We start from the raw sequence: 26893 nt of genomic DNA, 5'->3' as shown, positions 1-26893 counted from the left end.
AGTAAGGTCGGCTTTCCGCGAGCGCGTTCGCGTCGTTGGGTCGAGTGGCGGCCGTCCGCCTCAGCGGCGGGGGTACACCACAGTTCTAATACTGGATTGTCGAAATAAGAGCGTCTGAGGGGACAATTTCGGACGCTACAGGTCCGCGATAACGCGAGACCAAGCTGGCTCTAACGGCGCTTCGAGTCGCTCCATCTCCTCGTCGTCGAGCGCGACATCGAGCGCGCCCACGTTCTCCTCTAAGTGGTCGATGCTCCGCGGGCCGATTATCGGCGCGTCCACCACGTCCTTGTGCAGGAGCCACGCGAGACTGACCTGCGCGGGCGACGCGTCCCTCTCGTCGGCGACTTCTCGCACCGCGTCCAACACCTGCCAGTTGTCGTCGGTGAACCGCTCGTGGGTGTGTTCGTCGGTCGCGGCCCGGCCCTCGTCGGGGTCGTCCTCGCGGTCGTACTTGCCGGTCAGGAACCCGCCGCCGAGGGGACTCCACGGGATGACGCCGACTCCCTCGTCTGCACAGACCGGCAGGACGTTCTCCTCCTCTTGGCGGTCCACGAGGTTGTACTGGGGTTGCATGCAGGCAAACCGAGCGTAGTCGTTCAGGTCGCTCTCGTAGAGGGCCTTCGTGAACTGCCACGCGGCCATCGTGGAGGCACCGACGTACCGGACTTTCCCGGTCTCGACGAGGTGGTCGAGCGCGTGGAGGGTCTCCTCGATGGGCGTCGAGTCGTCCCAGCGGTGAATCTGGTAGAGGTCGATGTAGTCGGTGTCGAGGCGCTGTAAGCTCCCCTCCACTTGGTCTAGAATGTGCTTGCGCGAGAGGCCCTGCTTGTTCGGTCCCTCGCCCATCGACCCATACACCTTCGTCGCTATCACCAACTCCTCGCGGTCGTACTCGGCGATGGCGTCGCCGACTATCTCCTCGCTCTCGCCGCGCGAGTAGACGTTCGCGGTGTCGAGGAAGTTGATACCGAGGTCGATGGCGCGGTCGATTATCTCGTGGCTCTTCTCGTCGTCGTCGATCATCCACTCGCGGTCGCTCCCGAAGTTCATGCACCCGAGGCAGAATCGCGAGACTTCGAGGCCGGTGTCGCCGAGCGTCGTGTACTCCATGTCTGTCTCTGGCACGCGGTCTGCTACGGCGACGCCCGACAAAACCGTGTGGGGAGGGGCAAGGCTCCGGAACGAAAACGACGCCGCGTCCGGAAAACCGAAGCCCACCGCCCCCGAAACGTCGGCCATGGACTCCCTCTACGACCGGCTCCGGGACCCCTCGCACACGGGCGACCGCCGGTGTTGGCCCTGCACCGTCGTCAACAGCGCGGTACTCCTCGTCGCAGCCGCGGTCGTCGCGCGCCGACGCTCGCGTCTGCTCGCGGCCGGTCTCGGAGCTATCGGCGCGGCGGCCATCGCGGTCCGCGGGTATCTGGTCCCCTACACGCCCAAATTCGCGCCGAAACTGGTCTCGTACCTCCCCGGCGACCTCTTCGGCCACGACGACCCCGCGCCCGACCGCGCGTCCCGGACCCTCGGCGCGACGAGCGGACCCGACGCGCGGGACGATTCGGACGCCCGAGGAGACCCCGAGAGTCCGGACGAGCCGAAGCCCGCCGAGTCCGCTCCGGGCGCGTCGGGGTCGCTCGGCGACGAGACCGAGGAGGACGCCGGAGAAGCAGTCCTCGCGGCGCTCCTCGACCGCGGCGTGGTCGTCGCCGACGGCGAGGCGGTCGCGCTGGCCGACGAGTTCCGCGAGGCGTGGCGCGCGGAGATGGAGACGCTACGAGCGCGGGACGACGACCAGCTCGCGGCCGCGCTCCGGGAGGTCGCCCCCGACGAGAGCGTCGTGGAGGTAGTCGAGTCGGGCAACTGGTCCGGCGACGACGACCGGTGGTTCGTCGTCTCCGACGGGAGCGACGACCCCGCCGCTGAAAGTTGGCTCACCCGACCGGTCGCCGTCGCGGAGGCGAGCGCGGTCCGGACGCTAGCCGACGAGACCGACCTCGACGCGACGCGCCGGGCGCAGGCCGCCGGACCGCTCCGGACGCTCCTGCGGGCCTGTCCGGTCTGTGACGGCCCGGTCGAGGAGGCGACAGAAGTAGACTGCTGTGGCGGGCCGGGCGGGACCCAAGCCGACGCGCCCGACGACGTGTTGGCCTGTGCCGACTGCGACGCGCGACTCTACACCTTCGAGTAGCGGGCGCTGACCGACTCTCCGTCAGCGCGCGGGCGGACTGTTCCGTCCGATTCGGATTTCGTGGGCTTCCACGTCTTCGAGCGCCGCGACCTGCCCGCCGACCGTGACCACGCCGTCGGCGGTCTCTATCTTCATCCCGGCGACGCGCTCGCCCGCCTCGAACGAGAAGCCGACGACCTCTCCTTCCACGATTCGGGACGAACCGGTCTCGATATCCCGGCCCTCGATGGTGGCGTAGAAGTCGCCGTCGAGTTCCTGTAACTCCTTCACACAGCGCCGGATGGAGGCGTACCGGCGGGGGAACGGGCGGTCCTCGCCGTCGGTCGAGAGGGTGCGCTCGGCGGTGGTCCAGAGGACCGTGCCGAAGAATCCCGAGACGAGAAAGCCGAGCGCCGAGCGGTTGAAAATGACGCCGTAGCGGTCCTCGTCGTCGCGCAGGGCGTCTTGGGTGGCGTAGATGGAGTACTCGCCGTCCGCGACCGCGATGACGGGCGTGGTGATACCCCGGCGAGCGCGGGCGGTGGTCGCCACGTCGAGGTAGTCGAACTCCGCGGGGTCGGGCGCTTCCGAGGCGGGCGTGACCAGCAACTCGACGCTGACGCCCTCGTCGATGGCCGCGCTCAACTCGTCGGAAAACCGCTCCAGCAGGTCCGGGGTCAGCGAGAGCGCGAGTTCGAACTCGGCTTCGGCGATGACCTCCTCCAAGTACCGGAGGATGGTCGAGCGCGACTTGACCAGCGAGACGGCCTCGGTTTCTCTGGCGGGCGCGGTGTAGCGGGCTTCGAGTTCCGACACCATGTCCATCAGCGACGACTGGATGCCCGAGAACGCCTCGTCGGGGTCCACCGCGATGACCTTCATCGGTCGGGACTCGCGCAACTCGACCAGTCCGCGGTCGCTGAGGCTCCGCACGGTGTCGTAGACGCGGGGTTGCGGGATATCGGTGCGGTCGGCTATCTGGCTCGCGGTGAGGTCGCCGTGTTCCAACACGGTGAGGTAGGCGTCGATTTCGTACTCGCCGAGGTCGAACCGGTCCCCGACTTTCTCCATCGTCGCGTAGAGGTCGTCCGAACTCATGTGAGAGGCCATACTCTCTACGGGTAAATGATTTATCCGATTTCGAGTAGCACCGACTTCCGAAAACGAGTTTCATCCTCTGCGTAGTGTCCGAGCAAAACCCGTCCACCAGTCGCTGAGCGACCCGAACGAGCAGGCAAGCGAGGCCGAAGAGGACGCGACGAGTCGGCACGCCACGAGTTCGTCCCGGCTTCGTTTATAAACTCTCGGGAGCGGGGAACCCAGACGAATCGGGAGTGTGCCAACGGAACTGCGGCACGCACCAGCAGACGATGCGGTTCGCACCAGCAGACGACCGCGAACGAGGGGCGAGAGCGCGGCGCGAAGCGCCGCGCTGAGCCACGAGCGAGCGGACCAAGGAACCCTCGAAGAAGCGCCGCAGGCGCTTCTGAGGGGGTGACGCAGTGTTTTTCATGAACGTTTTGCCAGCGAGGAGAGTCGCCAGCGGCGACTCTCCGAGCGCGGCAAAAGGTTCTACATGTACATCCGGTCTTCCGGTCCCTCGGTTTCGGCGCGCTCGGTGAGTCGTTCGGCGAGACCCTCGTAGTAGCCCTGTATCTCGGCGGCGAACTCCTCCAGCGGGCCGGTGTCCACGTCGAGACCGTAGATTCGCTGGGTCGCGTCGAGGAGTCGAATCGCGGCCTCCACGTCCGGGGCTTGGGCGTGGACCGGCGTGACGAGCGTCGCGGTCCGGAGGTCTGACTCCATCCCGCGGGCCACGAGTTCGGCGTTCACGCCGTCGAGGAACCCGCGTCCCATCGGGGGTATCTCGGTGTCGGCGAGGCGATGCTCGCGGTAGTCCTCGGTGGCGACGTAGAACACCTGATGCTCGTCGGGCGCGTGGGGAATCGTGACGCCGTGGAGGACCGTGACCTCCTCGATGCCCTCGGCTTCGGTCCACTCCAGCACGGCCTCGCTGAACGGTTGGGCCGCCCACGCCGGGACGAACAGTTCGCCGACGAGGAGCGACAGGCCCGCCCCTTCGTGGGAGAAGACGCGAGTGTGGTGGCGCGGCTGGCCGTTCTCGAAGGGCGTGATGGCGGGGAGTTGGTCGGCCGTGATGTGGCCGACCTCGTCGAAGTCGAGGTGGTCCACGAGGTAGTCCACCGCGGTCAGGCCCGCAAGCCCGAACTGTGAGAATCCGACGACGACCGTCTCTTGGAGGTCGTGGGCGTCGATTTCAAACGAAGCGCCTACAGAACGCGGCTCGCTACTCATATCGACACGTACGACGAACCAGCTCTTAGGTCTTTGCGGGGTCGCTGTTCGTGGTCGGGCGCTGTCCGGTGGCCGGGAGTGTGGCGACTAACCGAGGAGCGACGAGCGACCCGCGCTCCCTCGGGCGAAAGCGTTTTGCCAACGCCGGGAAAGGTTGGTGGCATGGTCACGGTCGCCGAGGCTATCGAGCAGTTCTTGGAGACCTACAGGAGCCTCCCCGGCGAGAGCTACCTGACGGCCGCGCTGATACTCGTGGTCGCGTGGTACGGGAGCCAGCTCCTGATACGGTTTCTCGGCCGACCCGTCGCCCGGCGGTTCCAGCGCCCGAGCCTGACCAAGACGGTTCTGGGCGGGTTACGGGGCATCGTGATGGTACTCGCGGCGTCGGTCGCCGCGAACCAGTTCGGACTCAGACCGGGCGACATTCTGCTTTCGGTCACGGTCTTCTCCGCGGTGTTGGGTCTGGTCCTCGCGCCCATCATCGGGAGCGTCATCAACGGCCTCTTTCTGCTGGCCGACCAGCCCTACGAAATCGGCGACATGATAGAACTCGTGGACCGCAACCAGCGGGGCTACGTCGAGGACATCACGCTCCGGTACACCAAGATTTTCACGCTCGAAAACACCTTCCTCGTGATTCCGAACTCGAACATGCGCGACCGGGACGTGATCAACTTCTCGGCGGAGGACACCCGGTCGCGGCTCTCGCTGGAACTGCTCGTGACCTACGAGGGCGACTTGGAGCAGGCCCGCGCCATCATGGAGCGGGCGGCCCGCGAGACGACCGAGGTCGTGGAGGGCGGACCGGACATCCGCATCGGGAGCGCGCGCTACCCCTCCGCCCCGGTCGCGTACATCAAGGAGTACGCCGACCACGGCGTCCTGTTGGACCTGCGCTACTGGGTGAAAGACCCCTACTACGTGGGTCGGGTCGAGTCGAAGATTCAAGAGCAAGTCTGGGACCAACTCGACGACGCCGACGTGGAAATCGCCTACCCCCACAGCCACCTCGTGTTCGACGAGACCAGCGGCACCGCCAGCGTGGCGGTCACGGAGACCGAGGAGCGCCCCCGCCCGGACGACGAAAAGCGACCTCACCCCGACGGCGAGAGCGACACTCGGCCGCGGCCCGAGGAGTTCGACTCGCCCGAGGAGTTCGACTCGCCCGAGGAGTTCGACTCGCCCGAGGAGTTCGACTCGCCGGACTGAACGGACGCGGCCGCGCCTCGCCCGTCAGTCGCGCCCGACCGTGACGACTTCGGCGTCGAGTTGCTCGCGGAGGTACCCCTCGATGTCGGGGTCGGAGGTCAGCTTCCGGAGCATCCGCCGCCAGCGACCCGCCTGCTTGTGGCCGATGACGACCACGTCGGCCTTCTCGGCCGCGACCTCTTCGAGGATGGTCTCCTCGACCAGAAACCCCTCGCGGACGACGTACCGCGAGTGGGGAATCCGGTCGAACGCCGATTCGACCGCGCGCTTCAACTCGGTGCGCGACACCTCTCGCCCGCGGTGGTAGAGGTTGACGTGCAGGACGGTGAGCGCCGCGTCGCGCTCGTCGGCGACGCGGATGGCCTCCGCGAGCGTTCGCTCGGAGTGTTCGGTGAGCGGATACCTGACGGGGACGACGACGCGAGTCACGTCTTCGGAGACGCCGCCCGGCCCCTTTTACCTCTCGGTTACTCGCGGTCGCTCCGGGTCGCTACCGTCCGCGATTCGGCCGTCGAGTTCGGGTGCGACGCCGGTTTCGCGGGCGTACTCGACCAGCACCTCGTACTGAATGCCCGCGGTCTCGACCCGCTGAGACTCCCGGAGCGACGGGAACTCGTCGTCGGTGTGGAGGACGTAATCCGAGAGCGCGACCGAGTAGGTCCGGTCGTCGGCCACCGGTTCGCCGCCGACAGCGACCGACTCGACGCGGTGGGCGTCGGGGTCCCACGCGACCGTCGCGCCGCTGACCTGCGCGTGCCACCAGCCCTCCTCGGCGAAGCCCAAATCGGGGCTGGCGGCCCACTCGAAGGCCGCCCGGAGGTCGTCGCCGGGCACCTCGGCGACGACGACGCGCTCCTCGAAGGGCGTGACGCTCACGAGGTCCGCCGCGGTAATCTCCCCGGTCAGGTCGTCGCCGGTCCGGACCCCGCCGCTGTTCTGGAGACCCACCTCGGCGTCGGTCTCCCAGCGGTAGGCATCGGCGACGAAGTTCCCGAGTCGGCACTCGCCGCCGAACAGCGTCGTCTCCTTCCGACAGATGGGTTCTTCGACCGTCCCTACCACGTCGTTCAGGCCCGTCTCGGCGAGCCTCGCGCGCATCGCGTCGGCGACCTCCTCGTGTATCGGCGCGTCCGCGACGTTGTGGCGCGTCACCTCGCCCGACCCGAGGTCCACTTCGAGGACGACCGACCCGCCGTCGCCGGGGCGAGTGAGGAGCGTCCCGTCGATGCGGTCGCGTCGCTCGGTCGGGACGTGACCGCCGAGGATGGCGTCGGCCTCGACGGCGCGGGCTAGCTCCTCGTCGCGCTGGCCGAGGTGCGAGACGAGAACCCGATAGTCGGCGTCGAGGTCGGCCAGCGCGTCGCGGGCCGCCGCTATCGGGTCGGTGAACTCGATGTCGGTCGCCTCCGGGTTTATCGACCCCGTGCGCTCGGTCGTGACGCCGACGAATCCGACCGTCTCGCCGTCGGCCTCGACGACCGTCGAGGGGACGACGCCCGCGTCCGCGCCGAACCGCTGGCGGTCTCGGCCGTCCGCGTCCGCCGTCTCGTCGGGCCGGTCTCGCCAGACGTTCGCGCTGACCCACGTCTGGGGCGAGGAGGCCACGAGGTCCCGGAGCGGTGCCGTGCCGTGGTCGAACTCGTGGTTGCCGAACGTCTCCACGTCGGGTTCGACCGCCGCGAAGAAGTCGAGCGCCTGCGCGCCCTCCTCGACCAGCGCGAGGACGCCCGGCGAGGTGTTGTCGCCCGACCCCGCGAGGAGGGCGTCGTCGCCACCGAGTTCCCGGAGGAGACCGGCGAGTCGCCCCGCGCGCTCGGGGGTGTCGTAGACGTTCTCCACGTCGGAGTAGTGGACGAGGCGGGGAGCCATTGGGTCGGCGTTGCCAGCCCCGCGATATGATTCCTTCGGGACGGTTCGGCGGAATCGTTTCGGGCGGGTCCGGAGTGCCTAAACGCCCGGACCGCCTACGCGGAGGCGATGGACGCGACCACGACGACAGACGGCCGGACGGTGTACGTGGCCCGCGACGAGGGCGACCGCGGGTCGAGGGGACCGTTCTTCGTCGTCTACGGCGACGACGCCCGCGAGAACCGCTACGGCTACCTCTGTGGCAACTGCGAGCGAATCGACAACGCGATGGACTCGATGGGCCGCATCGAGTGCAACGTCTGCGGGAACGTCCGGAAGCCGACCGAGTGGGACGCGGCCCACGAGTGAGACGGCCGGAGCCAACCGCCGTCGATTCGGCCAGTCGGCTTTTGCCCGCTTTTCCCGAACCACTACTATGACAGACGTACGCGAGGAAGTGGTGGAAGAACTCGATAGCCACAGCGAGACGCTCACGTTTCCGGAGTTCGTCCAAACCATCGAGGCCCACCACCGAGACGAGGGGCGGGGAATCGACCGCGAACTACTCGCGGCCTACGCCGACGCAGTCTACTTCGACGTGGACCTCGACGCGATAGACGAACGACTCACCGACAGCGACCGGTGGGAGGAAGGCGGACGACTCTACGACCTCGGTGACGGCCGACTCAGCGCCTATCCGGCCGACTGGCACGAGTCGATTTCCGACAGCGGCGACATCCGCGACGTGATAGCGGTGATTCAGAGGGAAGTCACCGAAGCGGAAGGCGACCAGCGCGAAGCGGTCACGGACGAGCGGGGCGTTCCCCAACCGAAGGTGTTGCGGGTGGCCCAGACCGTCGCGGGCATCGACAACGAGACCGCACGTCAGCGAATCAAGGAACTGCGACAGAACGACGAAATCGAGGAGTTCGCGTCTCAACACCGCGACCCGACGCTCCGACTCCGGTAGGTCGCAAGAAAGTTTATTACCTCGTCCGTGTAAGGTCCACATGGATGGCCACTGTTAGCACACCGCCCATCGAACAGGCGAGGACCATCTTCTCCGACTTGGGCTACACCGTCTCCGGCGACGGTGACGAGTTCCGAGCCGAACGGAAGTGGCGGGTCGTTCGCGTCACGGCCCTGACCGACTCAGAGACGACTCCGGACGACGGCGAGTTACGCTGTTTCGTAACGTGGAGCGACCGCGCGTCCGAGCTTCGTCGGCATCTCCGACGGACCGACCCGGAGTACGAGTGGGCGATAATCGGCGTCCGAGAGGGCGGCGACTACGAAGTCCTCCGCGCACCGCCGAGTGCGACAGCAGCCTAAAATCGTTCTCGCGCCGGACTTCCGGCGCACCGTTTCGCATTTCACCGCGCATCGCGTCTCACCGGGCAGTTCGACCGCCGTCGCTCGACTTACCGCTCGCCGAGCCGTTCGGCCGTCGCCGCGAGTCCGGCCTCTACGTCCACGTCCGCGCCCTGCTCGTCGAGCGCGTCGCCCAGCGCGGCCATCAGGTACGAGACCGTCTCGGCGCGCGACGAGTACCCCATGCAACCGATGCGGAAGATGTCGCCCTCCAAGTCACCGAGTCCGGTGGCGATTTCGAGGTCGTACTGGTCGAGCAGGTAGCTCGTCACGTCGGTGTCGGTCACGCCGTCGGGCACGCGAACCGCGTTGAGGCTCGGGAGCCAGTAGTCGTCGGCCGCGTTCATCTCCATCCCCATCGCCTCGACGCCCGCCTTCAACGCGCTGGCGTTCTCGCGGTGGCGCTCCCAGCGGTCTTCGATGCCCTCCTCGGCGACGAGGCGCAGGGCCTCCCGGAGCGCGTAGACGTTCGTGATGGGCGCGGTGTGGTGGTACGACCGGTCGTCTCCCCAGTAGCCTTCCAGCAACGAGAGGTCGAGATACCACGACCGGGCCTCCTCGTCGCGGGACAGCACCTTGTCCATCGCGCGGTCGTTGAGCGTGAGCGGGGCCGCGCCCGGCGGACACGAGAGGCACTTCTGCGGGCCGGAGTAGGCCACGTCGATGTCCCAGTCGTCTACCTTCAGCTCGACGCCGCCGAGCGAGGTCACGGTGTCGGCTATCACGAGCGCGTCGTGGTCGTGGGCGACGCTCGTCAGTTCCGACACCTCGGGTTGGAGGACGCCCGTGCTGGTCTCGGCGTGGACGAACCCGAACACGTCGGGTTGGTGTTCGTCCATCGCCGCGGCCACGTCGGCGGGGTCCAACGGCTCGCCCCACGGCGCGTCCACGTGGACGACCTCGCCGCCCGCGCGAGTGGCCATCTCCTCCATCCGGCCGCCGAAGTAACCGTTCGTCGGCACCAGCATCGTGTCGCCGGGTTCCACGACGTTACCGATGGCGGCCTCCATCGCGGCCGAACCGGTGCCCGAGACCGGAATCGTCCACTGGTTGTCCGTCCGGAAGGTGTACCGGAGCAGGTCTTGGACCTCGTTCATGACCTCGATGAACGAGGGGTCCAAGTGGCCGACCAGCGGGGTACTCATCGCGCGCAGTACCCGCGGGTGGACCTCGCTCGGTCCGGGACCCATCAGCGTCCTGTCCGGCGGCGTCAACTCGCCAACGTCGGGTTTCTCCACCATACCCCGTGATATCTCCCCGCGGCGACTTAAACGATTTCACCCCCGCGACCGGATTATTCCATCGTTTCCGACGGCGTGAGGTCTCGTAACGTCGCGTTGCGCGACTCCGAACGACTGGAAGCCGGGGAAACCCGGCGTTTCGGTCGCTGAACGGACAGAACGGTCGTGTCCGTTTATTCCAGTGACTGGCATACATGATGACGCCCAGACGGACGCGACGGGGGCGCGTTCGACGGGCGAGATTTCGAAACGGCACGACCGGACCCGCGGGGGACCGCGGGAGCGACCGACGGACGGCTACGACCGAAGCCCGTACGAGGGTCCACCAAACGGGGGAGGTTGGTCCGACCCCGTGCGGGCACGACGCTACTGCCCGACGGAGGGCGGCCGAGTCGCGGTCGCGACCGCTTGCGCGGCGTCCCGAGCCGTCTTTCTGCCGTGGCGGGCGGAGATTTCCGCCCGACCGATTACGTCACTCTCGCGCTCGATAGCCGTGCGTAGACGAGTTTAGAAAAGCGTAGTATTTCTTTTCGCCAGCTACAGACATGTCGATGGCTAACGACGGCTGTGTTCGGTGACACGGGAACCCCGACTGTAAATCTCTCGCAGACGGGGAGACGCTTATATCGCCCGAGCGCCAACGGACGTATCCATGATGGTCGGGCACGCGATGGTCGCGTTCGCCGTAGCGACCGCCGTCACGATGCGACGGTGGCCCAGCGAGCGCGCCCTCACATTCGGGGCGATTGCGGGCGCGTTCGCCGCGGTGCCGGACGTGGACATGCTCTACGCCGTCGTCGGCCTCGCGCAGGTCGGGTTCGGGGGCGTTTGGGCCATGACCGAAGCGTTCTGGCAGAGTTCCCACCTCGTCCACCGCGCCGTGACCCACTCGCTCGTCGTCGGCGTCGTCGCCAGCGCGGCGTTCGCGGCGGCGGTCGCGGGGCGCAAGACCGCGGCGTCGCGCTCGGACGGCCGATGGTCTCGCCTCGGCGGCCGCTGGTCTCGGCTCCTCGCGGCCGCGCTCGTGACGGGACTGACCGCCGCGTCGGTCGCCGAGAGCGGCCTCCTCGGCGGCGCGGTGATGCTGGCGTTCCTCCTCGCGGGCCTCGCCGTCGCGGCGGTCGCCGCGCGCCGGACCGACTTCGGCCCGCGGACGATTCTGGCCGCGGCGCTTCTGGGGTTGCTTACCCACCCCTTCGGCGACCTGTTCACGGGCGCGCCGCCGCGCTTCCTGTATCCGCTGGACCTGCGTCTGCTGACCGAGCGCGTCACCCTGCTCGCGGACCCGACGCTCAACCTGTTGGCGGTGTTCGGCGTCGAGTTGGCGACTATCTGGCTCGCGGGGTACGTCTACCTGCGCGCGACCGACCGGCGTCTCCTCGAACACGTGGACACCCGCGCGGCGTTCGGGGCCGCCTACGCCATCGCGGCGGTGGCGATGCCCGCGCCGACGCTCGACGTGTCGTACCACTTCGTGTTCTCGATTCTGGCGGTCGGCGCGGTCGGGGTCGCGCCGAACCTCCTGCCCTCCCGGTCGGTGTTGTCCGCGGAGTGGAACGAGGCCGTGACGTGGGTGTTGACCGGCCTGACGGCGGTCTCCATCGCCGCGCTGACCTACACGCTGGTCTACGTGTCGGTCCCGTTCGCGTGAGCGTTCGCTCCTCGTCACTCGGGCGGCGTGGCCGACTCGACGGGGCCGAAGGACCCGGCCTCGCCGGACCCGGTTCGAGCGACTCGGCCCCACCGACCTGACTCGGACCGACCCGACACCCCTTGCTTTCATATCGGGTCGCTCTCTACGAACCGCCATGGCACGCAGTACGGGCGCGCTCGACCGAGTCGTAGAGGACGAGCGCGTGAACGCCGCCCTCGGGTGGGCGCTCGTGGCCTTCCTCGCGCTGGTCGCGGCCGAGGAGTTCCTCGACGGGAACCTCCTCTGGGCGGGGTTCGCCGCGTTCGTCGCGGCGGTGGCGCTGGTCCCCGCGGTCGCCGACCGAGACTGGACGGTGATGCTCCCGTGGGAAGTGTTGGCGCTCTCGGCGCTCCCGGTCCTCGGGCGGGCGATGGCGACGCTCCCGATTACCTCGCGGGTGGCGACGTACCTCTCGGTCGCGGCGCTGGCGCTCGTCGTCGCCGTCGAGTTGCACGTCTTCACCCCCGTCGAGATGACCTACTGGTTCGCGGTGCTGTTCGTCGTGGTCGCCACGATAGCCACCGCGGGCGTCTGGGCGGTCGTCCAGTGGCTCTCGGACATCTACCTCGGCACCGCGTTCATCCACAGCGAACACCGACTGATGTGGGACTTCGTGGCCGCGACGGCCGTCGGCGTGGTGGCTGGCGTCGTCTTCGAGTGGTACTTCCGGCGGTTCGCGCGCGTCGGGGCGCGACTGCCGGGGGAACACGGTGAGCGGCTATGAGAGTCCGCGACCGACTCCGCATCTCCGAGCGCAGACAGAAACAGGCGACCCGCGCGATGGAGGTCGGACTCGTGGTCGTCCTGCTGGCGGGTCTCTACCGGCGGAACGTCGGCGTCGTGGTCAACGCGAGCATCGCGTTCGCCATCACGTTCCTGCCCGCGATACTCGAACGCGACTACGACATTCCGATGGACGCGGGGTTGACCCTCTGGATTACGGCCGCCGTCTTCCTCCACGCGCTCGGGACGCTCGGCCCGTACCGCGACCCGACGCTCTGGTGGTGGGACCACATGACCCACGCGCTCTCGTCGTCGCTCGTGGCGGCCATCGGCTACGCGACCACCCGCGCGCTCGACGAACACACCGACGACATCTACCTCCCGCCGCGGTTCACGTTCGTCTTCATTCTGCTGTTCGTCGTGGCGTTCGGCGTCGTCTGGGAGGTCATCGAGTTCGGCGTCGGCGGACTGGCTTCCATCATGGGGAGCGCCAAGATTCTCACCCAGTTCGGTCTCGAAGACACGATGAAGGACCTGCTGTTCGACACGGTGGGCGGCCTCCTCGTCGCGGTCTGGGGGACGGCGTACCTCTCGGACGTGGTGGGCGCGCTCGCCGACCGCCTCGACCGCCGCCGAATCGGCGAGTAGGAACGCCGTCGGCGAATCGGCGGGGCGAGCGGCCGTGTACCTTTTTGCGTCTCCCCGCCGTATCCGGAGGAGCTATGGTGTTCAAGAAGATCACGCTCATCGGCACGAGTTCCGAGAGTTTCGACGCCGCCGCGGACGACGCCATCGACCGCGCCGAGGAGACCCTCCAGAACGTGAAGTGGATCGAAGTAGACGAGTTGGGCGTCGAGGTGGCCAACGCGCCGGACCGCGAGTATCAGGCCGAGGTCACGGTCGCCTTCGAGTTGGAGGAGTAGCGGACCGACGCCGGAGAGTCGATTCGTCCGAACGAGTTCGGCCGTCGGCGTCAGGATTAACACCCCGGCCGCGCAACTGTGAGGTATGAGTACCGACACCGCACCCGACGGCGACGCCACGCCGAAAATCGAGGTGACGCCCGACGCCGCCGACGAAGCACTCGGACTGCTGGAGAGCGAGGAGCTAGACACGGGAATCGCCGGACTCCGCCTGTTCGTCCAGCAGGGCGGCTGTGCGGGCCTCTCCTACGGGATGCGATTCGACGAGGAGCCGGAAGAAGACGACACGGTGTACGAGCATCACGGTCTCCGGGTGTTCGTGGACCCCGCGAGCATGAACTACATCGAGGGGAGCGTCGTGGACTACGAGGACGGCCTGCAGGGTGCGGGCTTCCACGTCGAGAACCCGAACGTCGTCAGCGAGTGTGGCTGTGGCGAGAGCTTCCGGACGTAGCTCGCGGGGTCGGGTGCCGCCGAGCGGGAAGGTCATTCTTATCACATCGTGAACGCTACCCTAATGCATGACTGGATACGTAGCCGTCGCGCCGGTGCCGGATAGCGCCGCGCGCGACGACTCGCTCGTGCGGACACGACGCGGTTCGACCGGGCCGCCGCGGAGGCGCGGATGGTAGACCTCGCGTTCTCGGTCGGTCGGGTCCTCCTCGCGCTCCTGCTGGTCGTGTTGAACGGCTTCTTCGTCGCCACGGAGTTCGCCTTCGTCAGAATCAGGGCCACCACCGTCGAGACGCTGGTCGAGGAGGGCAAGCCCGGCGCGAACACGCTCCAGACCGCGATGGAGAGCCTCGACGACTACCTCGCGGTGACCCAACTCGGCATCACGATATCGTCGCTCGGTCTGGGGTGGATCGGCGAACCGGCCGTGGCGGCGCTCATCGAACCCGTGTTGGGGTCGCTCCTCCCGTCGAACCTCGTCCACCTCGTCGCCTTCGCCGTCGGGTTCGGCTTCATCACGTTCCTGCACGTCGTCTTCGGCGAACTCGCGCCGAAGACGATAGCCATCGCGAAGGCCGAGCGCGTCTCGCTACTGGCCGCGCCCCCGATGAAGTTCTTCTACTACCTGTTCGTGCCCGGTATCGTCGTGTTCAACGGGACGGCCAACGCCTTCACGCGACTCATCGGCGTGCCGCCCGTGACCGAGAGCGAGGAGAGCCTCGAAGAGGAGGAACTCCTGATGGTGCTGACGCGCTCGGGCAAGCAAGGTCACATCGACAAGTCGGAGGTCGAGATGATAGAGCGCGTGTTCGACCTCGACGACATCACCGTCCGGGAGGTCATGGTTCCGCGCCCCGACGTGGTGAGCGCGCCCGCCGACCTCCCGCTGTCGGACCTCCGAACGCTGATAATCGAGGAGGGACACACGCGCTACCCCGTCGTGGAGGCCGACGACGGCAATCAGGTCGTGGGGTACGTGGACGTGAAAGACGTGCTGGAGGCGGGCGAGTCCGCCGACGGGACCGCCGCGGTCACGGCCGCGGACCTCGCGCGCGACCTGCCGGTCGTCCCCGAGACCGGTCGCATCAACGACCTCCTCTCGGAGTTTCAGGACCAGCAGGGACAGATGGCCGCGGTCATCGACGAGTGGGGGTCGTTCGAGGGCATCGTGACCGTCGAGGACCTCGTGGAGGTCGTCGTCGGCGACCTCCGGGACGAGTTCGACGTGGACCACCGCGAGCCCTCCATCGACCGCCGGAGCGACGGAAGCTTCTCCGTGGACGGCGGCGTCGCCGTCTCGGATGTCAACGACCGCCTGCACGCCGATTTCGAGGTCGCGGACTTCGACACCATCGGCGGACTGGTACTGGACAGACTCGGGCGCGCGCCGGAGGTCGGCGACCGCGTCGAGACCGACGGCTACTATCTCGACGTGGAGGAGGTGGACGGCGCTCGGGTCTCGACGGTCGCGGTTCGGGAGCGCGACGAGTCGGACGGAGGGAACGCCGAGAGCGGCGACGGCGCGCCGACCGGTGGGAGTGACGCCAGCGAGAGCGGTGGAGACGGCGACGCCGAGGAGAAACAGGTGAAGCGGCCGGAAGACGACCGAGAGAACTGAGCGGTCTCAGTCCTCGAATCGCTTGCGGACGCTCTCGGCGTGGGCCTCCAATCCTTCCGCCTCCGCGAGCGTCGTAATCGTCTCCGAGAGGTCGCCGAGCGCGTCCTCGTCCAACCGCTGGACGGTGGTCTCTCGAAGGAAGGTATCGACCGAGAGGCCGCCGGTAATCTTTGCCAGTCCGTTGGTCGGCAGAACGTGGTTCGTGCCGCTGGCGTAGTCGCCCGCCGCGACCGGGGTGAAGGGTCCGAGGAACACCGACCCGGCGCTCTCGATGCGGTCGAGTATCTCCTCGTCGTCGTCGGCCTGAATCGAGAGGTGTTCGGCGGCGTACTCCTCGGCGAACAGGATGGCCTCGCTCGGCGAGCGCGCGAGGAAGACCCCGCTCACGTCGCTGTCGAGGGCTCGACGGGCGACCTCCTCGCGCTCGCGCTCGGGGAGTTGGGCCGCGACCTCCTCGGCGATTTCTTCGGCAGTTTGCCGGTCGTCGGTCACGGCAACCACGGAGGCCTCGGGGTCGTGTTCGGCCTGCGCCACGAGGTCGGCCGCGACCAGTCGCGGGTCGGCGGTCTCGTCGGCGACGACCAGCACCTCGCTCGGCCCGGCGAGGAAGTCGATGGCCACGTCGCCCTGCACTTCGGCCTTGGCCGCCGTGACCCACTTGTTTCCGGGGCCGACGATTTTCTGGACCCTATCTATCTGCTCGGTACCGTAGGCCAGCGCGCCGACCGCCTGCGCGCCCCCGACGTTGAACACCGCGTCCGCGCCCGCGGCGTGGATGGCCGCGAGCGTCACGGGGTTCATCTCGTCGGCGGGCGGGGTCGCCACCGCGACCTGCTCGACGCCCGCGACCTTCGCGGGGATGACACCCATCAGCGCGCTGGAGGGGTAGGCCGCGGCCCCGCCGGGGACGTAGACGCCGACGCGTTCGAGCGGTCGGAACCGCCGCCCCAACTCCCGACCCGACGAGAACTCGCGCCGCCAGTCCTCGGGGAGTTGGGCCTCGTGGAACTCCCGGACGTTCGCCGCGGCGGTCTCGATGGTCTCGCGCATCTCGTCGTCCAGTTGGTCGTAGGCGCGCTCGGCCTCGTCGGTGATTTCGAGGTTGCCGACCGACACGTCGTCGAACTCCTCGCAGAACTCCCGGACCGCCACGTCGCCCTCCTCGCGGACGCGCGAGACGATTTCCCGCACGTCCTCGCGGACGCCCTCGATGCCAGCGTCGCGGTCGAACAGCGCCCGGCGGTCGTCGGGACCGAGGTCCGCCAACTCTTGCACGTTCATGGCGAGGAGTTCGGAGCGCGGGCGAAAAACGGTTTCCTTCCGGCGAGGAGACCCGGCCGTCTGCTTCCCGAGGAGGGTCAGTCGTCGCCCTCGGCGGAACGGTCGGCCTCCGCACTCGACTGGTTGGCTTCCGCGTGCTGGTCGGTCTCCGCGCCCGGCCTGTCGGAGGGGACGTACACAGACGGCCGCCGGAGGACGAACTCGTCCAGAAACGCGGCCACGACGACCGCGGCCTCGACGGCGAAGTAGACCGGGAGCGTCGGCACGGCGGCGTACTCGCCGAACGAGTGGGGCCGACCGTCGAGGGCGTCCCGGACGAAGACGCCGACCGGGGACAGGAGCGCCGCGGCCCCGGCGGCGAGCAGGACCGCCCGCTCGGCGGGAACGTAGCTCGCCGGGCCGCCGTCGGCGAGACCGACCAGCACCGCCGGAAGCGCGAGGAGCGCGACCGGGAGCGCGAGCAGGCCGCCGAACGTCGCCACGGCGTCCGCGCGGAGGCGCGCCGGGAGGTCGGCGTTCCGGGCGAACGACCCGAGATACCGGCGGGCGACCTGCATGCCTCCTCTGGCCCACCGCTTGCGGCGACTCCACCACGACCCGACCGTCGCGGGGTTGGTCTCGGCCGAGACGACGCCGGGGTCCACGCGGACGCGCTTGCCGCGGGCGTGAATCCGCGAGGCGAACTCCACGTCCTCCAGCAGGACCGTCTCGTCGAACGCTCCCAACGCCGCGAACGCCTCCCGGCGGAAGAAGGCCAGTCCGCCGGTGAACAGCGTGAATCCGTCGGCGAGTTCGCGGGCGACGAACTCCCCGCGCTCGGCGAGGTGGCGCTCGACGGCGGCGTGGCGCGCGACCGGCGAGTCCCCGGCGTTGGTCCCCCAACAGCGTCCTTTCACACACCACGCGTCGTCGTCTCCTCGGAACCACGCGACGGCCCGCCGGAGCGCCCCGGATTCGGGTCGCTGGCCCGCGTCCACGAACGCGATTACGTCGCCGGTCGCGTGGCGCAGTCCGACGTTCGCGGCCGGGGCCTTCCCGCCGGGCGGCGCGTCGCGCTCGATTGCCCGGAATCGAGAATTGTCGGCCGCGACTCGCTCGGCGATGCGGGCGGTCCCGTCGGTCGATGCTCGTTCGTAGCAGAGCAGTACGTCGAGTCTGTCCGCGGGGTAGTCGAGGCGACGACACGCCTCGACGGTCGCCGACAGGGTGTCGGCCTCGTCGTAGGCCGTGACGACGACGCTGACGGTCGGCCACTCGTCGGGCGAACTCGGGTCGGTCTCCTCGGTCGGACCGAGCGCGTCCGCGGGTCGGAACGCCAGCGCCGTACCGACCGCGGCCCGGAGTGCGACTCCGACGGCAAGTACGACGAGGAGCGTGCCCACCGCTCGGGAGTAGGCGGGCGCGACGACCGCGGGTGCGGCGAGCGCGCCGGAAATCAACGTCGCACTCGCCGCGTACGTCGCCGCTCGTCGCCCGACCGTCTCGGTTTCGGAGTCGCTAACTTCCACTGGTCGGTGTTACGGTCGGCGACGGAAACGGCTTGAGGCCGGGGCGAGCGACCCTCGAAAATCCAAATCCAAATCCGGAGTTCGGGAGCTAACAGCCGTCCACGATTTCGAAGTACCCCTCCGAGGTCTCCTTCAGCGTCGTGGTGTAGAACGTGTTGTTCAGGCCCATCTTCTCGTCGGAACCCTCGGCGTAGGCGTAGCCGCCCGAGGAGTACGCCCGGCCAGCCTGCACGTGAGCGTAGTTGTCGTCGGTGTCGCAGTAGCCCTCGAAGCTCCCGCCGCCGACCGAAATCGTCACGGAGGCGGTGTCGGTCGCGCCCGCGTCGTCGGTCACGGTCAGCGTCGCGGTGTAGTCGCCCGACGAGTCGTAGCTGTGGCTGGCGGTCGCCCCGGTCGCGGTCGCGCCGTCGCCGAACTCCCACTCGTAGGACGCGATGGAGCCGTCCGAGTCCGACGAGTTCGACCCGTCGAACGAGACCGTCGCGCCCACCGCGGGGTCGGTCGGACTCGCGGTCGCGTCGGCGGTCGGCACGGCGTTGCTTCCGCCGTCGTCGCCCCCGTCGTCACCGCCACCGGACCCGCCGTCAGCGCCGTCGAGCGTGAACCGCGAGAAGAAGTTCCAGATGCGCTGGCTGGCGTCGGGACCGCCCGGCGCGGTGTACGAGCCACCGGAGGCTCCGCCGGACCACGCGTGGCCCATGCCCTCGACCTCGTACTGCTCGACCCAGACGGTTCCGGCGTCGTCGGCGTACTCGTACTTCGTGTAGCTCAGGCTGGACCCCGAACCGTTCACCGTGTCGTCGGCGGTGTAGTCCAGATTGTCGTCGTCCGCGCCGTCGAGCGCGAGGTCGTTGGTCACGGTCGCGCGCTCGGCCTCCTCGTCGCCGTTACAGGGGTAGACGGTGTAGTCGTCGGTGCCGTGGAAGACGACGGTCGGCACGGGTCGGGTGATGCCGAACTCCTCCATCCGGTCGTAGGCCTGTTGGCCCTTCCCGGCGGGCGTCGGCGCGCCGCTACAGCTACTCATCTCGGTCGTTCCGCCGGTCTGGCTCTCGGCCACGTCGTACATCAGGCCCGAGTGGACCCCGGCCGCGGCGAACACGTCGGCGTACTCCACGGCGAGGTTCGGGACGAACGCCCCGCCAGCCGAGAACCCGGCGGCGTAGACTCGCTCGTCGTCGATGGCGTGGTCGGATTTCACTTGGTCTACCATTCCCTTGACGAGCGCCAACTCGCCGCTCCCGCGAGTGGTGTTGGCGTCGTTGAACCACTGCCAGCACTCGTTGAAGTTCGCGCTGGTGGTCTGGTCGGGGTAGATGACGACGAACGTCTCCTGCTCGGCGACCTGATTCATCCGGGTCTCGTCCTTGAACGAGTCGGGACTCTGCGTACAGCCGTGGAGCATCACGACCAGCGGCACGTCGCTCGAACCGTCGGCCCCGGTCGGGACGTACTTCTTGTAGGTCCGGCCGTTATAGCTCTCAGAGGTGTAGTTCCCGGCCGCGCCCGCCGAGACGCCCGCGAAGGCGGCCGCGCCGACCGTGCTTCCCAGCGACTTCAGTAGGGTGCGTCGTTGTAGATTCATTTTACTCACTCCGGGTTCGGCCGTCGAAGAAGTTCCACATGATTTCGCTCGCGTCCGGGCCGCCCGGCGCGGTGAACTCCCCGCCCGAGACCCCGCCGGACCACGCGTGGTCCATCCCCTCGACCAGCCACTTCTCGACCACTGAGTCGCCGCTCGCGTCGTGGTACTCGTAGGCGGTGTAACCGTAGGCGTCCGCGTAGCCGTCCTTCACCGCGTCGGGGTCGTCGTCGATGCCGCCGTCGTCCGCGTCGTCGGCCGCGAGGTCGTTGGTCTGGGTCGCCTGTTCGGCGGCCTGATGGCCGTTAATCGGGTCCACGGTCCCGTCGTCGGTGCCGTGGAAGACGATGGTGGGAATCTCGCTGGTGATGCCGTAGGACTCCATCGTCTCGTAAGCCTGCGTGCCCTGACTCTGCGGGTCGGGACCCCCGTAGGACATCGCCATCGTGCCGCCGGTGGCGGTCTCGGCCGCGTCGTACTCCAGCCCCGAGTGGATGCCGCCCGCGGCATAGATGTCGGCGTACTCCGCCAGCAGGTTCGGAACCATCGCCGCGCCCGCCGAGAGACCGGCGACGTAGACGCGCTCGGAGTCGAGTCCTTCGGCGTCGATGGTTTCCTGCGTCATCCCAGCGATGACTGCGCCCTCGCCGTTGCCCCGCGTGGTGTTGGCGTCGTAGTACCAGTTCCAGCAGAGCGCGCCGTTCCGAGCGTTGTACTGGTCGGGGTAGATAACCGCGAACCCCTCGCGGTCGGCGACCGCGTTCATCCGGGTCTCCTCGCGGAACTGGTCGGCGGTCTGCGAACAGCCGTGGAGCATCACCACGAGGGGGTCGCCCGCCCCGACGCCGTCCGGGACGTACTTCCAGTAGTCGAAGCCGCTGTAGTACTCGTTGGTGTACGACCCCGAGGCCGCGGCGGTGCCGACGCTACCGAGAACAGTTGCTCCGACAACTGCGCTACCGGCCGATTTCATCAGCGTGCGTCTGTCGCAGTTCATGACGTGACATAGCATACCTCGACCCGAGCGGTAATCTAACCAGAGGTTAATATGTAAAATTTGCCAGACAGATATGGAAATTATTTCTCGCGTGACAGACACCTCGAATAGTGATAGATTCGCTTACAGGAGCGAGATTCAGCGAGGATATTAGTACGTCGGTGGCACACGAGAACGTATCGACCAGTGGACACGCCACTACCTCAGCCATGACGACTCACCACCACCACGAACCATGACGACGCACGACATCACCCTGACCGTCGATGGCACGACCGAGGAGTTGACCGTCGAGTCCCGAACTCTGCTCGTCCACGCGCTCCGGGACCGACTCGACTACACCGCGCCCAACGTCGGTTGCGACTCGGGCAAGTGCGGGGCCTGTACCGTCGGTCTCGACGGCGACGCCGTGAAGTCCTGCACCGTCCTCGCGGTCCAAGCCGACGGGAGCGACGTGACCACCGCTGCGGGACTCGGCGGTGACGACCTCCACCCGGTCCAGACCGCGCTCCACGAGGCCCACGGACTCCAGTGTGGCTACTGCACGCCCGGCATCGCGACGACCGCGGTGGACCTCCTCGACACGAACCCGGACCCCGACCGCGACGAGATTCGGGCCGCGCTCAAGGGCAACGTCTGTCGGTGTACCGGCTATCAGAACGTCGTGGACGCCATCGAGCGGGTCGCGGACGAAGCCGAGGAGAACGCCGACTCCGCGTTCGGCGACTCGGGCGACCCCGCGGAAACTCCGGCCGGAGGTGACGACTCGTGATTCCGCCCGAGTTCGACTACTACCGGGCGTCGTCGGTCGCGGAGGCGCTGGACCTGTTGGAGCGCCACCGCGACGACGAGCCGGTTCTCCTCGCGGGCGGCCACGGTCTCCTCCCCGACGCGAAGACCGGGGCGGCGGATTTCGGCGTCGCCATCGACATCACCGAGATAGACCGCCTGCGCGGCGTCGGGAGACGAGAGGGCGAGCGAGAACGAGGAGGCGAGAACGATTCGACCGCAATCGGCGCGCTCACGACCCACGCGACGCTCGCCGACGCCGCGAGGGTCCGGGAAATCGCCCCCGAACTGGCCGAGGCCGCGGCGGAAGTCGGCGACGTGCAGGTCCGCAACCGCGGGACCGTCGGCGGGAACCTCGCCGAGGCGGACCCGGCGGCGGACCTCCCGGCGGCGGCGCTCGCGGCCGACGCGACGCTCGTCCTCGAAGGGCGGGACGGCGAGCGCGAGATGGCGGCCGAGGCGTTCTTCCGCGCGGACGGCGGGACCGACCTCGGCGACCGGGAACTCCTGACCGAGATTCGGGTGTCCGACGCGAGCGACCCGGCCGGAGACCGACGCGACGAGGACCGACCGGTCGCCGCGGGCGGCGCGTACGCCAAGAAGACCCACCCGGCCACGGGGTACGCGCTGGTCGGGGTCGCGGCCTCGCTGGCGCTCGCGGACGGGACCGTGACCGAGGCCCTCCTCGGGGCCACCGGCGTCGCCGACGCACCGATGCGACTGCCCGCCGTCGAGGAGGCCCTCGTCGGCCGCGACCCGAACGCCGAGACGCTGGCCGACGCCGCCGAGCGCGCGGGTGCGGAACTCGACCCCGAGGAGGCCCGCTCGGACGTGGCGGCCTCCGGCGAGTTCCGGCTTCACCTGCTCGGAGTCTACGCCGAGCGCGCGCTGACGGCCGCGGTGGCGAACGCGACCGGGAGTAAGCCGGGCGAGCGACCGACCGAGCGCGAGGAGGTGGACCGATGAGCAAGTCGGCTCCTCGGGGCGACGCCGCCGGGTCGGCCGACGACGGGGACGAGACCGACGAGTCGCTGGTCGGCGAGGGCGTTTCGCGACGGGAAGACGCCGCGCTCCTCCGGGGCGAGGCGGAGTTCACCGACGACCTGCGCGCGCCGGGGATGGCCCACCTCGCGCTGGTTCGGAGCGAGTGCGCGCACGGCGACGTGGTGGACGTAGATACGTCCGAGGCGGCCGCGCGCGAGGACGTGGTCGCGGCGTTCACGTGGGCGGACGTGGCGGCCTCCGACGCGCCCGGCACGCTCCCGCTGGCGACGGGACCGCTCGACTGCGACCCGCCGGAGCATCCGCTTCTTGCGCGCGACCGGGTGCGGTATCAGGGTCAACCGGTCGCCGCGGTGGTCGCCGAGGACCGCTACGCGGCGGCCGACGCGGCCCGCGCCGTAGACGTGACCTACGACGAGCGCGAGGCGGTCGTGGACCCCGCGGAAGCGACGGAACAGTCGGCTCCCGACCTGTTCGAGGAGGTCCCGAACAACCTCGCGCTGACGAGCGAACTGGGCGACGCCGAGGAGACCAAGGCGGCGTTCGAGGACGCCGACCGGGTGGTGTCCCTCGACGTTGAGAACAACCGGCTGATGCCGACCGCGATGGAACCGCGGGCCGCGCTCGCGCGCTGGTCGGCGGGCGACGAGCGACTGACCGTCGAGATGACCGCGCAGGCACCCCACGGCGAGCGCCGGAAGTTCGCCCACTCGCTCGGGTTGACCGAGAGCGACATCCGGGTCGTCGCGCCCCGAGTCGGCGGCGGATTCGGCCACAAGAACACGCCCTACCCCGGCGACTCGCTGGCGGGGTGGGCCGCGATGGAACTCGGTCGCCCGGTCAAGTGGACCGCGACCCGGCGGGGCAACTACCTCGCGGGCAACCACGGTCGGGACCACCGAACCCGCGGCGAGGTGGCGGTGGACGACGACGGGACGATTCGGGGCCTCCGGGTCGAGACCCGCGCGAACGCGGGCGGTTACGGCCTCGGTGCCGGTCCGGCGATGCCCGCGAACTACGGCACCCTACTGGCCAGCCAGTACGACGTGCCCGCGATTCACTGCGAAACCAGCGTCGCGTTCACCAACACCGCGCCGGTCCACTCCTATCGGGGGGCCGGACGCCCCGAAGCCATCTACGTCACCGAGCGACTGGTGGACGCCGCGGCCCGCGAACTCGGTGCGGACCCCGTGGAGTTCCGAAGGCGGAACCAACTCGCACCCGAGGACCTGCCCCACGAGACCGCGGTCGGCGCGTCCTACGACAGCGGCGACTACGAGGCGACGATGGACGCGGCGCTCGACGCGGTGGACTACGCTGACCGCACGGCCACGGAGCGCGACGACGACGGCCGCTACGTCGGCGTCGGGGTGGCCTGTCTCGTGGAGTCGAGCGGGTTCTCCTTCGAGAGCGGCGTCGTCCGCGTCGAACCCGACGGAAACGTCCGCGCGTACGCCGGAACCCACTCTCACGGGCAGGGCCACGAGACGACTTACGCCCAAATCGTCGCCGACGAACTCGGCGTCCCCTACGAGACCGTCGCGGTCGGCGAGGGCGACACCGACCGGATTCCGAAGGGCACGGGGACGTTCGCCAGCAGAAGCACCATCGCGGGCGGGAACGCGGTCGCCGAGAGCGCCCGCGAGGTCCGCGAGCAGGCCCGGCAAGTCGCGGGGTATCTCCTCGACGCCGACCCGGACGCCGTCGCGCTCGACGAGGGGACCTTCCGGGTCTGCGGTTCCGACGAGACGGTCTCGTTTGCGGAGGTCGCGGCGGCGGCCTACGGGCCGGGCCTCCCCGACGACCTCTCGCCGGGGCTGGAGGCGACGACGTTCTACGAGCCGGAGGGCACGACCTACCCCCACGGAACCCACGTCGCGGTCGTCGCGGTGGACCCCGAGACCGGCGACATCGAGATACTGCGCTACGTCGCGGCCGACGACTGCGGCGAGCGCGTCAACCCGACTATCGTGGAGGGCCAGATTCACGGCGGGGTCGCTCAAGGCATCGGACAGGCCCGTTACGAGCAGACCGCCTACGACGACGACGGGGAGCTTCTGACCGACTCGATGCAGACCTACGCCGTCCCGCGGGCCGAACAGATTCCCGAGATGGAGACCCGCGCGACCGTCTCGCCCTCGCCGCGCAACGACCTCGGCGTGAAGGGCGTCGGCGAGGCCGGGACCATCGGCGCGCCGCCCGCGCTCGCGAACGCGGTCGCGGACGCGCTCGAACCGCTCGGCGTCCGCCACGTAGACATGCCGCTGACCGACGAGCGCGTCTGGCGCGCGATTCGGGAGGCCGAGCGGTAGGACCGGCGGACTTATTCCGGGCTTGGCGCAAGTCCGACCGTGACCCCGGACTCGACCCAAAGCGAGGCGGCCGCCGAACGCGACGGGTCGGCCGCGAGCGACTTCTCACCGACCGGCGAGACGCTCGAAGGCGACCCCGTGGAGGCCCGCCTCGAAGACGCGCTGGAGCGAGTCGCCCACGGCGCGACCGTCTCGGTACCGGCTATCCTCGTTCAGCGCGGCCTGACGCTGGCGTTCACCGCGGTCCTGACGAACGGCTTCTCGGCGGGTGCCTACGGCGCGTTCGCGCTCGCCCGGCGACTCCAGCGGTACTTGCTCCGAGTCGCGCTCGGCTTCCGGCGCGGACTGAGCCGATTCCTGCCGAACGCCGATTCGGACGCCGAACGCGACTCGCTAGCGACGTTCGCGGGACTACTCCTCGTCGGCGCGGCCGCCGCGTTCGGTATCGTGCTGTTCGTCGCCGCGCCCTTCGTAACCCGAACCGCCGACGAGGGCGCGCAGTTCGAACTGTTCCTGCGCATCTTCGCCGTCGGACTCCCGGCGGGCGTCTGGCTGTTCACCGTCACCGAGGTTCTGCGCGGCATCGAAGCCGTCGGCCCGCTCAACCTCACGCTACGGGTCTGTTTCCCGACGGCACAGCTCACCGTCGGCGCGGTCGCCGCGTTCGTCTTCCACGACCTCGCGCTCGCCGCCGCGGGCGTGCTGGCTGTCATGGGGCTGACCGGCATCGGCGCGGCGGCGTGGCTCGTCCGCGAGCGCGGCTTCCGGCCACGGCTCCGAGGCGGAGACGCGCGGCGTCTCCGCCGAAAATACCTCTCGTTCACGCTCCCGCTGTTCGTCGGCGGCATCGCGACGACCACCCAACGCCTCGGGTTTTATCCACTCATCGCGGTGTTCCTGTCGAGCGTCGCGGGCGGCGTATTCGCAGTCGGCGTCCTCGTCGGGACGCTGGTTCGGTTGCCGTTGATGGGTATCAACCAGTTCATCCCGCCGGTCGCGGCCGCGCTCCACGAAGAGGGCCACCGGAACGCGCTCGCGCGACTCTATCACGTGACGAGTCGGTTGGTGCTGGTCGGCGTGACGGGACTGGCGATTCCGGTGGTGGTCTACCGCGAGTCGGTGATGCGACTGTTCGGCCCGACGTTCGTCGAGTACGCACCGCTGTTGCCGGGGTTCGTCCTCGCGCAGTACGCCGCCTGCGCCGCGGGGAGCGTCGGAATTTTGCTGACGATGACCGACCACCAGCGGGCGCTCCTCGTCGTCAACCTCGTCATCACCGCGTTCCTGACGGTCACGGCGATTCCGCTGACGACGACGTTCGGACTTCCGGGACTCGTCGCGAGCTATCTTCTGATGCTCACGGTCAACAACGGACTCGAAGTGGCGGTGCTGTACTACCTCGAAGGACTACAACCGTTCACGCGCCTCCACGCGAAGCCGCTGGTCGCTGGCGTCCCGCTGGCGGCCGTTGCACTCGGTGCCCGGTTCGCACTCTCGGGCGCGGTGGCGCTCGTCGTCGGAACCGCGCTCGGGTTGATCGCGTACGGCGCGTCGCTCGGCCTCCTCGGGTTCACGACGGTCGAACGACGACTCGGCGCGACGCTCGCCGACCGGTACCGGAACGCGCTTCCGTCGTCGCTCCGGTAACGGTTCACTTTTACTGGTGGACGGGGCTCCTCGACGAGGGTTGCGGGGATCACTGGTTGTGTGTAGTAGGGACGTATCGAGGATTTTCGGTTGGTTCGAAATGAGGAAACCCCCGGAGCCAGCGTGGTGCTGGTCGGGGGTGATGTGTGTGGGTATGAGTGGGAGGCGGCGAAGCGGGGTTTCCAGAGGCTCGCGCACTCCAGTACT

At 68.7% G+C, this 26893-nt stretch carries 25 protein-coding genes; 15 read left to right on the top strand and 10 right to left on the bottom strand.

Features of this window, described 5'->3' with window-relative positions:
- Positions 1–135: 135 nt before the first annotated feature.
- The gene (locus tag EPL00_RS11975; RefSeq protein ID WP_135854683.1) at positions 136–1113 is read right to left on the bottom strand and encodes an aldo/keto reductase; all 978 of its coding nucleotides are present in this window, start codon (positions 1111–1113) and stop codon (positions 136–138) included.
- Between the two features lie 127 nt (positions 1114–1240).
- Between EPL00_RS11975 and EPL00_RS11970 the strand changes: the two genes are divergently transcribed.
- On the top strand, positions 1241–2194 hold the full coding sequence (locus EPL00_RS11970) for a hypothetical protein (RefSeq protein WP_135854401.1): 954 nt from the start codon (positions 1241–1243) through the stop codon (positions 2192–2194).
- 21 nt (positions 2195–2215) lie between these two features.
- Here the strand turns inward: EPL00_RS11970 and trmB are convergent, their stop codons facing one another.
- Both trmB and EPL00_RS11960 read right to left on the bottom strand, forming a co-directional pair.
- The gene (gene trmB, locus EPL00_RS11965; protein ID WP_135854400.1) at positions 2216–3271 is read right to left on the bottom strand and encodes an HTH-type sugar sensing transcriptional regulator TrmB; all 1056 of its coding nucleotides are present in this window, start codon (positions 3269–3271) and stop codon (positions 2216–2218) included.
- Between the two features lie 474 nt (positions 3272–3745).
- The gene (locus EPL00_RS11960) at positions 3746–4489 is read right to left on the bottom strand and encodes a proteasome assembly chaperone family protein (protein ID WP_135854399.1); all 744 of its coding nucleotides are present in this window, start codon (positions 4487–4489) and stop codon (positions 3746–3748) included.
- A gap of 162 nt (positions 4490–4651) precedes the next feature.
- Between EPL00_RS11960 and EPL00_RS11955 the strand changes: the two genes are divergently transcribed.
- Positions 4652–5698 (top strand): mechanosensitive ion channel family protein, encoded by a 1047-nt coding sequence (locus EPL00_RS11955; protein ID WP_135854398.1) that lies wholly within the window; start codon positions 4652–4654, stop codon positions 5696–5698.
- A gap of 24 nt (positions 5699–5722) precedes the next feature.
- Here EPL00_RS11955 and EPL00_RS11950 read toward each other — a convergent pair whose 3' ends face one another.
- On the bottom strand, positions 5723–6127 hold the full coding sequence (locus EPL00_RS11950; protein ID WP_135854397.1) for a universal stress protein: 405 nt from the start codon (positions 6125–6127) through the stop codon (positions 5723–5725).
- Between the two features lie 27 nt (positions 6128–6154).
- Positions 6155–7567 (bottom strand): bifunctional metallophosphatase/5'-nucleotidase, encoded by a 1413-nt coding sequence (locus tag EPL00_RS11945; RefSeq protein WP_135854396.1) that lies wholly within the window; start codon positions 7565–7567, stop codon positions 6155–6157.
- A gap of 108 nt (positions 7568–7675) precedes the next feature.
- Here EPL00_RS11945 and EPL00_RS11940 point away from each other — a divergent pair, with 108 nt between their 5' ends.
- From EPL00_RS11940 to EPL00_RS11930, 3 genes are all read left to right on the top strand, one after another.
- Positions 7676–7915 (top strand): DUF5816 domain-containing protein, encoded by a 240-nt coding sequence (locus EPL00_RS11940; RefSeq protein WP_135854395.1) that lies wholly within the window; start codon positions 7676–7678, stop codon positions 7913–7915.
- 67 nt (positions 7916–7982) lie between these two features.
- Positions 7983–8516, top strand: a complete 534-nt coding sequence (locus EPL00_RS11935) for a hypothetical protein (RefSeq protein ID WP_135854394.1) — start codon at positions 7983–7985, stop codon at positions 8514–8516.
- Between the two features lie 44 nt (positions 8517–8560).
- Positions 8561–8878, top strand: coding sequence for a DUF7116 family protein (locus tag EPL00_RS11930; RefSeq protein WP_135854393.1), 318 nt, complete (start codon positions 8561–8563; stop codon positions 8876–8878).
- 89 nt (positions 8879–8967) lie between these two features.
- Here EPL00_RS11930 and EPL00_RS11925 read toward each other — a convergent pair whose 3' ends face one another.
- On the bottom strand, positions 8968–10158 hold the full coding sequence (locus EPL00_RS11925) for a pyridoxal-phosphate-dependent aminotransferase family protein (protein WP_202932628.1): 1191 nt from the start codon (positions 10156–10158) through the stop codon (positions 8968–8970).
- Positions 10159–10810: 652 nt separating this feature from the next.
- On the opposite strand from EPL00_RS11925, the gene EPL00_RS11920 reads away from it, so the two are divergent.
- The 6 genes from EPL00_RS11920 to EPL00_RS11895 all read left to right on the top strand — a co-directional run bounded on the left by EPL00_RS11920 (position 10811) and on the right by EPL00_RS11895 (position 15568).
- Positions 10811–11809, top strand: coding sequence for a metal-dependent hydrolase (locus tag EPL00_RS11920; RefSeq protein ID WP_202932627.1), 999 nt, complete (start codon positions 10811–10813; stop codon positions 11807–11809).
- A 157-nt stretch (positions 11810–11966) separates the two neighbouring features.
- Complete coding sequence (locus EPL00_RS11915) at positions 11967–12575, top strand: hypothetical protein (protein ID WP_135854392.1); 609 nt, start codon at positions 11967–11969, stop codon at positions 12573–12575.
- Positions 12572–13222, top strand: a complete 651-nt coding sequence (locus tag EPL00_RS11910; RefSeq protein WP_135854391.1) for a hypothetical protein — start codon at positions 12572–12574, stop codon at positions 13220–13222. Before EPL00_RS11915 ends, EPL00_RS11910 begins: the two co-directional genes overlap by 4 nt.
- A 74-nt stretch (positions 13223–13296) precedes the next feature.
- Complete coding sequence (locus tag EPL00_RS11905; RefSeq protein WP_135854390.1) at positions 13297–13497, top strand: dodecin; 201 nt, start codon at positions 13297–13299, stop codon at positions 13495–13497.
- An 85-nt stretch (positions 13498–13582) separates the two neighbouring features.
- Positions 13583–13951, top strand: coding sequence for a HesB/IscA family protein (locus EPL00_RS11900; RefSeq protein WP_135854389.1), 369 nt, complete (start codon positions 13583–13585; stop codon positions 13949–13951).
- 171 nt (positions 13952–14122) lie between these two features.
- The gene (locus tag EPL00_RS11895; protein WP_135854388.1) at positions 14123–15568 is read left to right on the top strand and encodes a hemolysin family protein; all 1446 of its coding nucleotides are present in this window, start codon (positions 14123–14125) and stop codon (positions 15566–15568) included.
- A gap of 6 nt (positions 15569–15574) precedes the next feature.
- On the opposite strand, the gene hisD is transcribed toward EPL00_RS11895, so the two are convergent.
- The 4 genes from hisD to EPL00_RS11875 form a co-directional block, all read right to left on the bottom strand.
- The gene (gene hisD / locus EPL00_RS11890; RefSeq protein ID WP_135854387.1) at positions 15575–16849 is read right to left on the bottom strand and encodes a histidinol dehydrogenase; all 1275 of its coding nucleotides are present in this window, start codon (positions 16847–16849) and stop codon (positions 15575–15577) included.
- Between the two features lie 77 nt (positions 16850–16926).
- Positions 16927–18357 carry a glycosyltransferase family 2 protein gene (locus tag EPL00_RS11885; protein ID WP_135854386.1) on the bottom strand — a complete coding sequence of 477 codons (1431 nt, stop codon included), beginning with the start codon at positions 18355–18357 and terminating at the stop codon, positions 16927–16929.
- Positions 18358–18445: 88 nt separating this feature from the next.
- The gene (locus EPL00_RS11880) at positions 18446–19942 is read right to left on the bottom strand and encodes an extracellular catalytic domain type 1 short-chain-length polyhydroxyalkanoate depolymerase (RefSeq protein ID WP_135854385.1); all 1497 of its coding nucleotides are present in this window, start codon (positions 19940–19942) and stop codon (positions 18446–18448) included.
- Position 19943: 1 nt separating this feature from the next.
- On the bottom strand, positions 19944–20951 hold the full coding sequence (locus EPL00_RS11875) for an extracellular catalytic domain type 1 short-chain-length polyhydroxyalkanoate depolymerase (RefSeq protein WP_238398188.1): 1008 nt from the start codon (positions 20949–20951) through the stop codon (positions 19944–19946).
- 220 nt (positions 20952–21171) lie between these two features.
- Between EPL00_RS11875 and EPL00_RS11870 the strand changes: the two genes are divergently transcribed.
- Genes EPL00_RS11870 through EPL00_RS11855 form a run of 4 tightly spaced genes read left to right on the top strand, consistent with a single transcriptional unit; the run spans position 21172 to position 26686 of the window.
- On the top strand, positions 21172–21708 hold the full coding sequence (locus tag EPL00_RS11870; protein ID WP_135854384.1) for a (2Fe-2S)-binding protein: 537 nt from the start codon (positions 21172–21174) through the stop codon (positions 21706–21708).
- Complete coding sequence (locus EPL00_RS11865; RefSeq protein WP_135854383.1) at positions 21705–22691, top strand: FAD binding domain-containing protein; 987 nt, start codon at positions 21705–21707, stop codon at positions 22689–22691. Before EPL00_RS11870 ends, EPL00_RS11865 begins: the two co-directional genes overlap by 4 nt.
- Entirely contained in the window at positions 22688–25039 is a 2352-nt protein-coding gene (locus EPL00_RS11860) for a xanthine dehydrogenase family protein molybdopterin-binding subunit (RefSeq protein ID WP_135854382.1), read from the top strand. The genes EPL00_RS11865 and EPL00_RS11860 overlap by 4 nt, the downstream gene beginning before the upstream one ends.
- 39 nt (positions 25040–25078) lie before the next feature.
- On the top strand, positions 25079–26686 hold the full coding sequence (locus EPL00_RS11855) for a lipopolysaccharide biosynthesis protein (RefSeq protein ID WP_135854381.1): 1608 nt from the start codon (positions 25079–25081) through the stop codon (positions 26684–26686).
- The last annotated feature ends 207 nt before the right edge of the window (positions 26687–26893 follow it).

The organism is Halorussus salinus, assembly GCF_004765815.2.
In the GTDB taxonomy this organism is placed as follows: domain Archaea; phylum Halobacteriota; class Halobacteria; order Halobacteriales; family Haladaptataceae; genus Halorussus; species Halorussus salinus.
The sequence above is the reverse complement of the archived record's forward strand: the minus strand, read 5'-3'. Positions and strand labels throughout refer to the sequence as shown.